The sequence below is a fragment of the Luteolibacter sp. Y139 genome (genome assembly GCF_038066715.1).
Classification (GTDB): Bacteria; Verrucomicrobiota; Verrucomicrobiia; order Verrucomicrobiales; family Akkermansiaceae; genus Haloferula; species Haloferula soli.
Window position 1 is genome coordinate 159,246 of record NZ_JBBUKT010000008.1, and the last position, 13,696, is coordinate 172,941.

The 13,696-nt window shown below is 62.4% G+C and carries 9 protein-coding genes; 3 read left to right on the forward strand and 6 right to left on the reverse strand.

The window, feature by feature from the left end:
- Window positions 1–44 precede the first annotated feature (44 nt).
- The 3 genes from pyrG to WKV53_RS19370 all read right to left on the reverse strand — a co-directional run bounded on the left by pyrG (window position 45) and on the right by WKV53_RS19370 (window position 2,728).
- On the reverse strand, window positions 45–1,661 hold the full coding sequence (pyrG, locus tag WKV53_RS19360) for a CTP synthase (RefSeq protein ID WP_341406439.1): 1,617 nt from the start codon (window positions 1,659–1,661) through the stop codon (window positions 45–47).
- Window positions 1,658–2,419: a 3-deoxy-manno-octulosonate cytidylyltransferase gene (gene kdsB, locus WKV53_RS19365; protein ID WP_341406440.1), complete on the reverse strand. Its 762-nt coding sequence runs from the start codon at window positions 2,417–2,419 to the stop codon at window positions 1,658–1,660. Before kdsB ends, pyrG begins: the two co-directional genes overlap by 4 nt.
- A gap of 66 nt (window positions 2,420–2,485) precedes the next feature.
- Window positions 2,486–2,728: a hypothetical protein gene (locus WKV53_RS19370; RefSeq protein ID WP_341406441.1), complete on the reverse strand. Its 243-nt coding sequence runs from the start codon at window positions 2,726–2,728 to the stop codon at window positions 2,486–2,488.
- 77 nt (window positions 2,729–2,805) lie between these two features.
- On the opposite strand from WKV53_RS19370, the gene WKV53_RS19375 reads away from it, so the two are divergent.
- The 3 genes from WKV53_RS19375 (at window position 2,806) to dnaN (ending at window position 7,467) form a co-directional block, all read left to right on the forward strand.
- A complete protein-coding gene (locus WKV53_RS19375; protein ID WP_341406442.1) occupies window positions 2,806–4,428 on the forward strand; it encodes a sodium:solute symporter in 1,623 nt (540 codons plus the stop codon).
- A 379-nt stretch (window positions 4,429–4,807) separates the two neighbouring features.
- Window positions 4,808–6,229, forward strand: coding sequence for a chromosomal replication initiator protein DnaA (gene dnaA / locus WKV53_RS19380; RefSeq protein ID WP_341406443.1), 1,422 nt, complete (start codon window positions 4,808–4,810; stop codon window positions 6,227–6,229).
- A gap of 140 nt (window positions 6,230–6,369) precedes the next feature.
- Window positions 6,370–7,467 (forward strand): DNA polymerase III subunit beta, encoded by a 1,098-nt coding sequence (dnaN, locus tag WKV53_RS19385; protein WP_341406444.1) that lies wholly within the window; start codon window positions 6,370–6,372, stop codon window positions 7,465–7,467.
- Between the two features lie 136 nt (window positions 7,468–7,603).
- Here the strand turns inward: dnaN and WKV53_RS19390 are convergent, their stop codons facing one another.
- The 3 genes from WKV53_RS19390 to WKV53_RS19400 all read right to left on the reverse strand — a co-directional run bounded on the left by WKV53_RS19390 (window position 7,604) and on the right by WKV53_RS19400 (window position 13,689).
- Window positions 7,604–9,895 carry a DUF7133 domain-containing protein gene (locus tag WKV53_RS19390; protein ID WP_341406445.1) on the reverse strand — a complete coding sequence of 764 codons (2,292 nt, stop codon included), beginning with the start codon at window positions 9,893–9,895 and terminating at the stop codon, window positions 7,604–7,606.
- 162 nt (window positions 9,896–10,057) lie between these two features.
- Window positions 10,058–11,365, reverse strand: coding sequence for a CCA tRNA nucleotidyltransferase (locus WKV53_RS19395; RefSeq protein ID WP_341406446.1), 1,308 nt, complete (start codon window positions 11,363–11,365; stop codon window positions 10,058–10,060).
- A gap of 41 nt (window positions 11,366–11,406) precedes the next feature.
- Window positions 11,407–13,689, reverse strand: coding sequence for a protein kinase domain-containing protein (locus tag WKV53_RS19400; RefSeq protein WP_341406447.1), 2,283 nt, complete (start codon window positions 13,687–13,689; stop codon window positions 11,407–11,409).
- Between the last annotated feature and the right edge of the window lie 7 nt (window positions 13,690–13,696).

The following is a 13,696-nucleotide window of genomic DNA, read 5'->3' on the forward strand; positions in this document are numbered from 1 at the left end:
CATCTTTCGCCGCCGCCCTTGCAGGAAAGGACCTTGAGCCGGGCTTACTGGGCCTGGGCGCGCTCCAGCGAGGCCTTCACGAAGCCGGCGAACAGCGGATGCGGCTTGTTCGGCTTCGATTGGAACTCGGGGTGGAATTGCGCGCCGACGAAGAACGGGTGATTCGGCAGCTCGATGATCTCGACGAGGCCTTCCTTCTCGGACACCGACGAGATGACGAGGCCGCCATCCTGGAGCTTGTCCTGGAAGTCGGAGTTGAACTCGTAGCGGTGGCGGTGGCGCTCGTGAATGCGATCCGCGCTGCCGTAGAGATCGGAAGCCTTGGTGCCGGCGAAGACGACACTTTCGCAGGAGCCGAGGCGCATGGTGGCGCCCATGTCCTCCACGCCCTTCTGCTCTTCCTGGAGGCAGATCACCGGGAAAGGAGTGTTCTTGTCGAACTCGGTGGAGTTCGCACCACGCAGCTTGCAGATGTTACGGGCGAATTCGATGGTCGCGATCTGCATGCCGAGGCAGATGCCGAAGTAGGGGATGTTGTTCTCGCGGGCATACTGGGCGGCGAGGATCTTGCCCTCGATGCCGCGGTCGCCGAAGCCACCGGGAACCAGAATGCCGTCCACTTCACCGATCACCGCCTTCGCACCGTGGTCTTCGATCGCCTCGGCTTCGACGCGGACGATGTTCACCTTGGTGTCGTGATGCGCACCGGCGTGGATCAGCGATTCGTAGATCGACTTGTACGCGTCCTGCAGCTCGATGTATTTGCCGGCGACCGCGATGGTCACCTTGTTCTTCGGATGGATGACGCGGCGGACGAAATGCTCCCAGTCATCAAGAGCAGGCGCGGGAGTGTGGCCGAGGCCGATCTTGTCGACCACGAGGCGGTCGATCTTGTCGCGGCGCAGGTCGAGCGGGCACTCGTAAATGGTGTGGGCGACATCGCGGAACGCGACCACGTTCTTCTTCTCGACGTTGCAGAACATCGCGATCTTCTTGCGGTTGTCCTCGTCGAGATCGGCTTCGGTGCGGCAGATGATGATGTCCGGCTGGATGCCGAGCTCGCGCAGCTTGGCCACCGACTGCTGGGTTGGCTTGGTCTTCACTTCGCCGGCGGCCTTGATGAAGGGCAGCAGGGTGACGTGGATGAAGCAGACGTTGTCCTTGCCCACTTCGAGCGCGAACTGGCGTAGGGCTTCGACAAAGAGCAGTCCTTCCATGTCGCCGACCGTGCCGCCGATTTCGGTGATTAGCACGTCCACGTCGGGATTGCTGTCGGTCACCATGTGCAGCCGGGCCTTGATCTCATCGGTGACGTGCGGGATGAACTGCACCGTCTTGCCGAGATACTCGCCGCGGCGCTCTTTCTTGATCACGGCGTCGAAGACCTGGCCGGAGGTGAGGTTGTTCAGTCGCGACATCACGCCGGAGGTGAAGCGCTCGTAGTGACCGAGGTCCAAGTCGGTCTCCGCGCCATCGTCGAGCACGTAAACCTCACCATGTTGGTAAGGCGACATGGTGCCCGGGTCCACGTTGAGATACGGGTCGAACTTTTGCATCAGCGTCTTGAGGCCGCGGTGCTCGAGCAGCGCGCCGATCGAGGCCGCTGCGAGACCTTTTCCTAGGGACGAGACGACGCCGCCGGTAACGAAGATGTATTTCATGGGTGGGACAGTTGGCTGGTGAGGATGGATTCGACGTGGGCGGCTTGTTCGGGTGTGTCGACACCGGGCGAGGTGTCGTTGGTAGGGAGAACCTTGATCGACGCGCCGTTTTCCAGCGCGCGCAGTTGTTCGAGCGATTCGGCCTTCTCCAGCGGAGAGGGGGGCCAGGTGACGAAGCGCTCAAGGAAAGTACGGCGGTATGCGTAGATCCCCTTGTGACGATAGACGGGCAGGCCCTCGACCGGGTTACGGAAGTAGGGCAGGGGAGAGCGGGAAAAGTAGAGTGCGCGGCCATCGAGCGCGGTGACCACTTTCACCACATTCGGGTCCTGCACCGCGGGATCGGCGGGATCGAGTGGATTGGCGGCGGTCGCCATGTCGAGCGTGGCATCGGCAGCCATCGCGGCGGCGAGTTCGTCAACGAGCTCAGGATCGATCAGCGGCTCATCGCCCTGGATGTTCACGATGATGTCGGCGTGAGGCAACGAACGCACGGCCTCGGCAAGTCGATCGGTGCCGGTAGGATGCTCGGGCGAGGTCATGATCGCCTTCGCACCGAAGCTCTCAGCGGCCGCGAAAATCCGCTCGTCATCGGTGGCGATGTAGAGGTCATCGAGCCTCGTGCACTTGCGGCACTGCTCCCAGACGTGCTGGACGAGGGGCTTGCCGGCGATGAGGTGGAGGGGCTTTCCGGGGAAGCGGGAGGACCCCCAGCGCGCTGGAAGAATTCCGATGATGTGTGGTTCCCCTCCGCCCATGAAAATCGCTCGGGGCGGAGACTACGGGGCGACTCACCGGCGCGGCAAGAGCCGTGTGGAAATTCCTCAGTGGCCGGTCCACGTCCCTCCGGACTCAAGGTAAACGAGCGCTTTATCGAACGAGCAATTCGTCAGGAAATGCTCCAGTCTTGCCGGGATTTCGCCGCGATGGGCCTGGTGCCACGCGAGGATTTCCTCGGAGACCGATTTCAGTGCTTCCAGATGCGCGGCGGGATTACGGTCGCGGAAGGCGTGGTCGGCGATCGTTTCCTTTCGGCGGCGGAGCAGGGTGGCGAGGTCATCGTGCATGGGAACGCCCTAACCCGAAATGTCATGCCCGGCAATTGCGGCATCGACGCCGCGAAGCCGGACGGATAGAGCCCGGCATGGGACAATACTGGATCGACGGGGTAGTGCTGCTGACCTACTTCGGTTTGATTTTCGCGATCGGATTCTCGCAGCGCTCCAAGAGCGGCTCCATGGAGGGCTTCGCGCTCGGCGACCGGCAAATCGCGTGGTGGGCGGTGCTGGCGTCGATTCTCGCGGCGGAAATCAGCGCCGGCACCTTCTTCGGCGCGCCGGGTGAAGGCTATGCGCTCAGAAACTTCACCTACATCCAGTTGATCGTGGGCTACTTGCTGGCCCGTGTCGTGGTCAGCGCCGTCTTCATTCCCGCCTATTACAAGCATGGGGTGGTGAGCATCTACGAATTCCTCGGCCTGCGCTTCGGACCGAAGACGCATCGCGTGTCCTCCGGGGTCTTCCTGGTCACCCGTCTGCTCGCCAGCGGGACGCGGCTGTGGGTGCCTACCATGTTGCTGGTGCTATTCTGGCACCTCCAGCATCCGCAGCAGACGATCTCCCCGTCGACGGAGTTCTGGCTGACGGCGGTGGCGCTGCTGTTGGTGACCTTTGCCACGGCGATCTACACCACGGTGGGCGGCATCCGCGCCGTGATCTGGACGGACGTGATCCAGATCGTGGTGCTGGTCTGCGCGCTGGGATTCTCGCTGATGTATTTGCTCGGCCACATCCCCGGCGGATGGGGCGGTGCCACGCAGATGCTGCAGGGACCGAAAGACCTCATCGTGTGGGATTGGGGCATCAAGGAGGGCGCTGGCTTCTGGGGCAATGTGAAGGGCGTCCTGGAACAGGAATACACCGTGTGGGCCGCCTTCCTCGGCTCCACCTTCGTGACGATGGCCACCCACGGCACCGACCAGGACATGGTGCAGCGGATGCTCACCGCCAAGAACAAGCGCCAGAGCGCTGTTGCCACCATTCTCTCGGGTCTCGCGGATGTGCCGATCACGCTGGTCGTTCTCGGCATCGGCATCCTGCTGTATGTGTTTTACCAGCAGATGCCGGATCCGCTGTTGCCGCGGAATGCCGAAGGCGTCGTCCCATCGAACAAGGTCTTTCCCCACTTCGTGCTCACGGTGATGCCGGCCGGCCTGCGAGGGCTGGTGATCGCCGGGGTGCTGGCGACGACCATGGGATCGCTCAGCACGGCCCTGAACTCACTCGCGACCAGCTACGTGAAGGACTTCCACTTCCGCTGGTTCGGTGAGCCGCCGGACGAAAAGGGCAAGGTCCGTGTGCTGCGCTTCGGCACCGTGCTCTTCGCCGTGCTGCTGATCACGGTGGCGCTCGCGACCGCGTGGGTGAGCGCTCACAATCCGAAGCTGCGGATCCTGCCCATCATTCTGGGCATCTTCGGCTACACCTATGGTTCGCTGCTTGGCGTCTTCATGGTCGGGCTCTTCACCAAGACCCGCGGCAACGATCGCGGAAACATCATCGCCATGGCAGTCGGATTCCTCGTGGTCGCTTACCTCTCCGGGCTGGATCGCGACGTTTGCGCGCTCTTCAAGGCCGAGGGACTGGGTCGCCCGGATTGGATGCCGGTCATCGAATTTCCATGGCGGATCATGTTCGGAACCATCACCACGTTCCTCATCGCGGTCAGCTTCAGGACCCCCGCGAGCCATCGCGGTGTGACCTCATGAACAGGCGTAAGGGAGGGATTCATTCTGGTGTAAGGACTTCCGCGTCCTGAACGTTTCCGAATGAAATTTTATGCCTCAGTTCGGGCGGGGAAAACCGTTGATTTCAAACGGCGAGCGCCTTTTTGCGAGGCGGATTAAACCTCGGATGGTTCGGGAAAATTAACGAAAGGTTGGGTCAAGATTTAAAAAAATTTCGGCGTGGAACGCCTGTGGAAAAGGGGCGAAGACGTGAGACCTGTTAGAGCGGGTAAAATTTGAGTCCCACTCCCCGCACGGCACGCGTTATCCCTCCAACCCGTCGCGCACCGGAGGGCTCCCAAATTTCCCCTCCGGCTGTGGTTCGGCGCAAAAACCTTTTTTGACTACGCACGTGACAAACATGGAATCTGAGGAGTTCGAGGAGGATGCAATGACGGCCATCGCTGACGTGGCTGCACAATGGGAAGCAACCTGCGAAGTTCTCGGCGGTCTGGTGAGCAAGGATGCTTACCAGCGTTGGTTCCGGGCTTCGCGGTTGGTGGCGGTGGAGGATTCGAAGGCGGTCGTTGCCGTGCCGAATGACATCCACCAGGTGTGGATCGAGACGAACTACATGCCGGAACTCGCCACCGCGGTGGCAGAGACGATCGAAGGCGTTCGCGGGGTGAGGCTGGTGGTGGAGGACAAGCTCGCCGAGATCCTCGAGCCCGCTGCTTCGGACATCGATCGCGCGGTGCCGGCTCGCCCGGCGCAGGTCGCTCCGATGGGCGGTGAAGTGAGCTTTGAGAAGCGTCTCAAGACGTCCGGTCTCAATCCGCAATTCACGCTCGATAACTTCGTCGTCGGCGCGAACAGCCAGTTCGCCCACGCCGCCTGCGAGGCCGTCGGCAAGCGCAAGGGGCCGGGCTACAACCCGCTCTTCATTCACGGTGGCTCCGGTCTCGGCAAGACCCACCTCATGCAGGCGATCGGCCAGGAATTCCTGCGCAGCATGCCTGCTTCCCGCGTGGTCTATTTGACCTGCGAAAAGTTCACCAACGAGTTCATCGACGCCGTCCGCAAGGGCGACCTCGAGCGCTTCCGCAAGCGCTACCGCACGGCCGAGCTGATGCTCATCGATGACGTCCAGTTCATCGGCGGCAAGGAGCGCTCGCAGGAGGAATTCTTCCACACCTTCAACTCGCTGCTCGATGGCCGTTGCCAAGTGGTCCTCACCAGCGACCGCCCGGCCAGCGAGATCAAGAATCTGGAGCCGCGCCTCGTATCCCGCTTCGAATGCGGCCTCACGGTGGAGATCCAACCGCCGGTCTTCGAGACCCGCCTCGCGATCCTCCAGAAGAAGCGCGACGAGTGGAAGGTGAAGGTCGAGGAGGGCATCATGCGCTTCCTGGCTGACCGCATCCGCAGCAATGTCCGCCGCCTGGAAGGTGCGCTGATGCGCGTCGCCACCTTCGCCTCGCTGGCGGGGGAGAGGGTGACCGAGGAGCGCGTGGAGCACCTTCTCCGCGACCTCCTGCGCGAGGAAACCGGCAAGCAGGTGACGGTCGATTCGATCCAGCGCGCCGTGGCCGATCATTTCGACGTTCGTCTGGCAGACATGACCAGCCGCCGCCGTCCGGCCAGCATCGCCTTTCCCCGCCAGGTGGCCATGTACCTGAGCCGCACGCTCACCAAGCAGTCGCTCATGGAGATCGGGGAGGCCTTCGGCGGACGGGATCACGGGACGGTTATCCACGCGGTGAAACGGATCACGGCACAAATGGAGGCCGATCTCTCCACACGGGACGCGGTCGCGGTCATCGAGGCCTCGCTGCGACGCTGAAAACGGTGGGGATTTTTTGAAATTCCGGGAGGTCGTCCGAGGCGGGCGACCTTCCATGGCATTCCCGATAGATTGGCTTGCCAAGGGTCGGAGATTGCGGAGAGCATCACCCCCAGCCAACGAGTCTCCCGCTTTTCCCCATGAAGTTCAGCATTTCCAAAGAAGCCCTCCTTGAGGGGCTGCAGAAGGTCCAGCACGTGGTCAGCACTCGCACGACCCTGCCGATTCTTTCGAACGTGCTGCTGGTGGCGAAAAACGGCCGTTTGACCTTCACTACCACCGACCTCGATGTGGGCATCACCGGCTCGGTGGAAGCCAAGATCGAAAAGGAAGGCGCGACCACCCTGCCGGCCAAGCGCCTCGTCAACATCGTCCGCGAGCTCCCGGCGAGCGAGGTCGAGATCACCGTCGATGCCAAGAACATCGCCTCGATCCAGAGCGGCCCGTCCTTCTTCAAGATTATCGGCCTCGGCCAAGACGACTTCCCGCCGCTTCCCGACTTCGAGGGAGCCAAGGAATTCCGCATGCCGCAGCAGCAACTGCGCGACGGCCTTAAGAAGACCTCCTACGCGATCTCGACCGATGAGACCCGTTACGTCCTCAACGGCATCTACACCTCTTTCCGTGACGGCAAGCTGACGCTCGTCGCCACCGACGGCCGCCGCCTCGCGATGGTCGAGAACGACCTCGATTTCCCGGCCAGCCACGAGACCGACGTGATCGTGCCGACCAAGGCCGTTCAGGAACTCCAGCGCTTGCTCGGCGATGCCGGCGAAGTGCTCATCCGCCTCTCGGACAGCCAGATCTCCTTCTCCATCGGCGAACACCTTCTCATCAGCAAGCTGATCGAAGGCAACTACCCGAACTACCGCCAGGTGATCCCGGGCGACTCGACCGAGCGCGTCGAGCTGCCACGCGAATCCACCCTCGACACCGTCCGCCGCGTCTCGCTCCTGTCCTCCGACAAGTCGAACTCGGTGAAGCTCGTCTTCGGTTCGAACGTCGTGGAAGTCACCGCCAACTCGCCGGATGTCGGTGAAGCCCGCGAAACGATGGAAGTCGCCTACGGCGGCAAGGCGATGCAGATCGCTTTCAATCCGGAGTTCCTGATGGCTCCGCTGCGCAACCTCGAGAGTGACACCGTTTACCTCGATCTGATTGACGAGATGAGCCCCGGCGTGGTCCGCATCGACGGCAGCTTCCTCTACGTCATCATGCCGATGCGCGTGACGGGCTAAAGAAGCCACCAACCATTTTCAAGCCCGGACGCCGCAAGGTGCTCCGGGCTTTCTTTTGGTCAGCCGCTTGAGTTGCCAAAAGAAAACGGCCCGACCGGAATCTCCAGTCGGGCCGTAAATCAGAAAGAGCCGTCCGTTACTTCAGCTCCGGCGCCGTCCACGGCCGGCCGGTGCGGGCCTTGGTGGCTTCGCGTTGCTTCTTCACGAGGTCCGGTGTCACGGCGGTAGCCTTGTTGCTCCACTCGTTGCGGACATAGGTCGCGATGTCGGCGAGCTTCTGGTCAGTGAACATCGGATTGATCCCCAGCGATGGCATGTCGGCGGTAGGGGTGTAGTTTTGGCCAGCCACGGTGACCGGGCCGGTCATGCCGTGGAGCAGGATGCTGACGAACCGCTCCGGCTTGCCGGTGACCCATTCCGAGCCATCGAGCGGCGGGCCGAGGGCGGTGACACCACCGCCATCCGGGCCGTGGCAGCTGAAGCAAACCGCTTCACCGGCGAAAAGCGCCTTGCCGCGATTGAAGGAGGCAAGCTCCTCGCCCTTGAGCGATGGGCCTTCGGAAGCGGTGGTCGCATTCTTCGCGCCTTGGTCGAGCCAGGCGACCAGCGCGTTGTCCTTCGGATCGGCCAGCTTGGCGAACTCGGCTTCATGACCGTGCAGGCCGGAAACCGCCGCTTCTCGAACGAACCGCTCCTTGGACTCGGCCTTCAGCAGCGCCGCGAGGGCATCAAGGGATTTCGCCGTGCCCAGCGAACCGAGCACGCGGGCCAGGTAAGGGGCTGCCTCCGGCGCGGCGGGCTTCAGGGTAACCAGACCGGCCTCAAGCTTGGAGAGCTCAGCAGCATCAAGTCGCGTGCAGGCCCACAGTGCCGACGACTGGACCTTGGGATCCTTGTCCCGGAGTGCCGCGGTGAGATGCTCGGCTTTCAAGGCACCCATGCCTTCGAGGGTCCAGAAGGCATGCACGCGTGCCACGGGAGTGCCGCTGGCCGCCAGCTTGGCGAGCAGGGGAACCAGCGCGGGATCCTTGCGATCCACCATCACCCGTTGGGCGGTTTCGCGGTGCCAGGCGTTCGGATGCATCAGCATCTTCACGAGCTCCACTCCCTGCAGGGCGGCGATGTCCACCTTCGGCTCTAGCTTTCCGGAAGTACTACGGATCCGGTAGATGCGGCCATTGCCGAGGCCCGGCTTGTCCAGTCCGCGCGACAAGTGCTGCTGGCGCAGGTAGCTCGTCTGGTAGGTCTTGTGCTGGATGATGCCGTGATACATGTCCACCAGGTAGAGCGATCCATCGGGAGCCGTGTAGACATTGACCGGACGGAAGCGTTCGTCGGTGGAGGCGAGGAATTCCTTTTCGCCGAAGGGATGGGTACCGCTCTGCTTGCCGTCCTTCTCCTCGATCTTGATTGCCTTCACCAGATTGACCGAGGCCTCGGTCGAGAAGCCCATGCCGTAATAGTCCTTCGGGAAATTCGTGCCGCGATAGACGGTGATGCCGGCGGCGGCGGTGCAGTTGATGAGCTTGTAGGTCTTCGGGTCCAGCGTCTGCTCGTTGTAGCCGTTGGACTTCGACATGTAGCCGCGGTTGACGCCGGGGGTGACGCGGATCGGCCACGTGCGGTTGCTGCCGAGCGCGTTGGTGTCGTTGTACTTCATCTTCACCGCTGGATTCGCCTGCAGCAGGTTCGGCGCGAGGCTCTCGCCGAACATGAAGGCGGAATTGTGATTGTGGTAAAGACGGCCCCAGTCATCGCGGGCGACCCCCCACTGGCCGCGGAAGGTGGTCGGCTCGATCTTCCACTTGCCGTCGATACGGCGCAGGCGCTTGTCGGACTTCGCGAGGTAGAGCCAGTTGTCCAGGTCCGGCATCAGGCCGTTCGGCTTGTGCTCAACATTGCCGCCACCGTTGAAGTCCGCATCGATCACCTCCGGCTCGCCGACCGCCTTCAGCCCATCGCGCTTGCACCAGAGCAGCCGGTGCTCGTCGAGGAAGAGAATACCGTCTTCGAAAACGGTGACCGCGCGGGGCAGCAGCACCTTGTCGAGGAAGACGGTCTTCTTGTCCGCCTTGCCGTCGCCATCGGTGTCTTCCAAGATGGAGATGCGGCCTTCGGGCGTGCTTTCACCGGCACCATCGATGTCCGGCATGTAGCCACGCATCTCGCAGACCCACATCCGTCCGGCGGGGTCGAAGTCGATGCACACCGGCTCCTCGATGAGAGGCTCGGTGACCACCGGCTCGATGACGAACCCCGGCGCGATCTTGAAGCTCTTCAACGCGTCCGCCACGGACAGGACCGGCGAAGGGGGGATGTCCTTCTCCGGCACCACCGGAGCCATGTTGTCGTGGTCTTTCTTGTCGCCATTCTGGGCGGCGAGCGGAAGGGTGCCGAGGAGTGCGGCGACGAAGGTGTGCGGACGCATGAGTGTGCGGAAATACGGGTTTGCGAAGCGGATTTTTCCTAAAGCGCAGCGGAAAGTCAAAAATTTGTATGACAGAAATGCAAGCCGTCAAAATTGCCCCCGGAGAGGGGACTGCCAGTGAAAGAAAGCCGGGCGGCCGAACCGCTCAGCCGCCAAACCTGCTCATAGCCGCTCCCTGACCCACGCCAACGCCTCGTCCCGCTCCGTCAGGCGACCCTCGAGTTGTTCCGTCTGCACGGCTTCCAGCAATTCCTTGAACGGCGGCCCGGGTTTCAGGCCGAGGTCGATCAGGTCCCGTCCCGTCACCAAGGGTGGGGGAATCAAGGGCTCGGCGGCGAATTCGGCCTGCTTCCCCTTCACGAAGTCCAGGTTCTCCGTGAATCCGTTCGACGACGCGCAATCCACCCGGTGCAGCTCCAGCTCAAGCGGGAAGGTCGGCTCTGCCATGAACCGCTTCAGCCTCGCCACCCGCATCTGCTGCACGTTCATGAACTGCATGTGCCGGGACACCATGAAGCTTACCGCCTCGATGACGTCGTTCGGATACTTCATCCGGCGCAGGATTTCTTCTGCCATCGTCGCTCCGAGCGCATCGTGGCCATTGAACCGGATTCGATCGCCATCGAGGGTTTGCGTGGGAGGCTTGGCGATATCGTGCAGCAGCACGGCGAGGCATAGCTCCAGCGGAGCATCATCCTCTAACATCGTGAGCATGATCTTCGTGTGCGTGAACACGTCGCCCTCCGGATGCCATTCAGGCGGCTGCTCGCAGCCCATCAACGCCAGCACCTCCGGCAGGAAATGATGGATCAAGCCGGAGTCCACAAGCAGCTCCAACGCCCTCGCTCGCTTCGGCAGCACGATCATTCGCGAGAACTCATCGCGAATCCGCTCCGGCGAGATCCGCGCCAAGCCATCGGCATGTGCGCACATCGCCGTCCACGTCGCGGCTTCGATTTCAAATCCCAGCGTCACCGCGAACCGCACCGCACGCATCAGCCGCAGCGAATCCTCAGCGAAGCGCGCGGTAGGATCGCCGATCGCCCGCAAGACACCCGCCTTCAAATCCGCCTGACCGCCCACGAAATCGATCACCTCTCCAGTCTCCGGATCCTCAAAGAGTCCATTGATCGTAAAGTCGCGCCGTTGTGAATCCTCCTCCGGCGTGGAAAAGCTCACCGTTTCCGGCCGCCGGCCATCGCGATACGAGCCATCGGTCCGGAAGGTCGCGATCTCGACGTGATGGCCATGCGACTTCGCGATCACCACGCCGAAATGCGCACCAACTTCATTCGAGCCGGGGAACAGTTTCAAGACCTGCTCCGGAATCGCAGAGGTCGCGATATCGTAGTCCTTCGGAGCTTTGCCCAACAACCGATCCCTCACGCAGCCGCCCGCGAAGTACGCGGTATGCCCCGCCTCCTTGAGACGCTTGGCGAGGGCAATCGCGGTCGAACGGGCATCGGGCACGCCATGGTGGTAATGGAGTGCCCGCCCCGTGGCAAGATGGGTCAGTTGCCCTCGGGCAGCAGCTCGATTTCCCCCGAAGGCTTCATGCCTTGCTGCACGGGGATCGGCAGGGGCCCTTCATGCGCACGATAAGTCACCATCCACATCAAAGGCACGGCCACGAAAATCCCGAGGATCAGCAGGATCACAACGATGATTCCTACTACCTTGGCGGTTCCTGACTTGGTTTTCGCGATCGCAATGATGAGCAAGACCAATCCGACGAGAACCAGCAGCAAGACAACGGGGATCACGACGAGCCACCTCGGTCCTTGCGTGGCCGCTGGCGGACCTTCTGCGCCACGGTCCCACGACACCTGCGCCTTGTAGCCGTTGGCAAATTCCAAGTTCAACTTGCTGCCCGTTGGCCATGAATCGAGCACGGCTTCCTTGGCTTCCCAGTGTTCTCCATCGAGCGACGTTGCCGCGACCACCACGGGCGAAGCGGGGCCATGCGAGACCACCCGGGCCCGCATCCATCCCGTGTGGCCGTCTTTCAGCGTCTCCCTTTGGCCGAGCCCCGGCCGGAATGGGCTCGTCTCATCCTGCCTCACCGGGAAGCCAATGGAAAAACCGCCGGAAACCGCTTCCGGATGATGGAACTCGAATTTAACCCGCCCGAGAAACGGCCCCTCATCTCCGCGGACGAGGCGGGTAGGAAAGATCCGCTGTTTGGCGAAGAAGAGCGCCAGCAGGCACAGCAGGATGCTGGCGCAGATCTTCAGCCCGCGGGAGCGGGTTGGAATGCCGTTCTTCCGGAGAGAGCGGCGATGCGCGAGCAGCATCAGCGGGACCGCTGCGATCAAAGCGACCAGCACTCCAACGAGCGACGATTTCACCAAGATGAGCAGCACAACCGGCTGGATAGGTGTTTTAGCGGCAATCGCGGTCTCATGGATCAATCCCTTGCTCTTTGTGAGAAAGACTTGGGCCAATGAGTTTGCGATCTCAGCGGCTTCCGTCGGATCGGTGTCGGTCACCCGGATTGCGACCAGGCTGGTTCCGGTGATGGGTTGGACCTCGATCATCTCCCGCAGCCGATACTCCATCATCTCGGGATCGCCCCCCCAACGTTGTCGCAAGTTCAGCCGGCTTGCGACCTCCTCCAATGACAGAGGCGACGTGATCAATCCCAGCTTCACCGGCAGTGCTCCCGCAGGCGTGGGGTTCAACGGATCTTCACTGGAGACCACCTGAATCACCGTCTGCGAAACGTAGCGCTTCGGGGTCAAGCTGCTCTGCAGGATGCCAGCGCAGAGCCCGATCAGGATGCCGATGGGGATCATCAGGGGAATCAGCCACCAGTATCGCCGCCACATGCCGGGCGCTTTTACGGGGGCGGGCGAGTCGGCTGGGGGAAATGGCGGTGGAGCTGGCTCCGGTTGGATCGTCTCCACCACCGTGCGAAACTCTTCCGCGGTTTGATAGCGGCGCTCGGGATTCTGATCCAGGGCGCGCAACACCATCTCATCAAGTCGCACGTCCACCTGCACCTTCCTCGATGGCGCCACGAGTTCCTTCGCCGGCCGCTCGCCCGTGAGCATCTCGTAGAGCACCACGCCGAGTGCGTAGATGTCTGCCCGGTGATCGACCTTGCTCGGTCCCTTTTGCTCGGGTGCCATGTAGGGCGGCGTTCCTGAGGTCTCGCCAGTGGCCCCGACTAGCGAGGCAATGCCGAAGTCGGCGATCTTGAGTCGCCCATCGCGATCTAACAGAAGATTCTCCGGCTTGATGTCGCGGTGAACGATGCCCTTTGCGTGCGCGTATTGCAGCGCCTCGCAGATCGGCGGCACGATCGCCAGCGCCTGTTCGGGCTCGAGCCTCCCTTCACGCAGCAGGTCGCGGAGGTTCACTCCGTCCACGAACTCCATCACGATGTAGAAGAGCCCGTCCGTCTCGCCGTAGTCGAAGACGGTGACGATGTTCGGCTGATTTAGCCGGGCCAGGGTCTGGGCCTCGCGGGCGAAGCGCTCGGCGAATCGTTCATCACCGGTCTTCTCCGGCCGCAGGATTTTGATCGCCACCCAGCGGTCGAGCGACTTCTGGCGCGCTTTGTAAACCACACCCATCCCGCCGCTGCCGAGACACTCGGTGACTTCGAATTGGGGAAACTTGTCCGCGATTTCCTCCGGAGTCGGCGGCGGAGGAGGGGGCGTGCTTTCTTGCCCCGCGACGATGGTCCGGGACGCCAGCGCTTGCCGAAGCAGACAGGCGGGGCAGAGCGACTGCGGGGAATCGGCGGGCAGGGGAGCTCCGCAGTCGGGGCAGGAATGGGATTCGGTCATGGTGTTC

What these genes read in the sequence shown, in the direction of transcription:
- pyrG (WP_341406439.1), bottom strand. Translation starts at nt 1,661, where the DNA reads ATGAAATACATCTTCGTTACCGGCGGCGTCGTCTCGTCCCTAGGAAAA.
- kdsB (WP_341406440.1), bottom strand. Translation starts at nt 2,419, where the DNA reads ATGGGCGGAGGGGAACCACACATCATCGGAATTCTTCCAGCGCGCTGG.
- WKV53_RS19370 (WP_341406441.1), bottom strand. Translation starts at nt 2,728, where the DNA reads ATGCACGATGACCTCGCCACCCTGCTCCGCCGCCGAAAGGAAACGATC.
- WKV53_RS19375 (WP_341406442.1), top strand. Translation starts at nt 2,806, where the DNA reads ATGGGACAATACTGGATCGACGGGGTAGTGCTGCTGACCTACTTCGGT.
- dnaA (WP_341406443.1), top strand. Translation starts at nt 4,808, where the DNA reads ATGGAATCTGAGGAGTTCGAGGAGGATGCAATGACGGCCATCGCTGAC.
- dnaN (WP_341406444.1), top strand. Translation starts at nt 6,370, where the DNA reads ATGAAGTTCAGCATTTCCAAAGAAGCCCTCCTTGAGGGGCTGCAGAAG.
- WKV53_RS19390 (WP_341406445.1), bottom strand. Translation starts at nt 9,895, where the DNA reads ATGCGTCCGCACACCTTCGTCGCCGCACTCCTCGGCACCCTTCCGCTC.
- WKV53_RS19400 (WP_341406447.1), bottom strand. Translation starts at nt 13,689, where the DNA reads ATGACCGAATCCCATTCCTGCCCCGACTGCGGAGCTCCCCTGCCCGCC.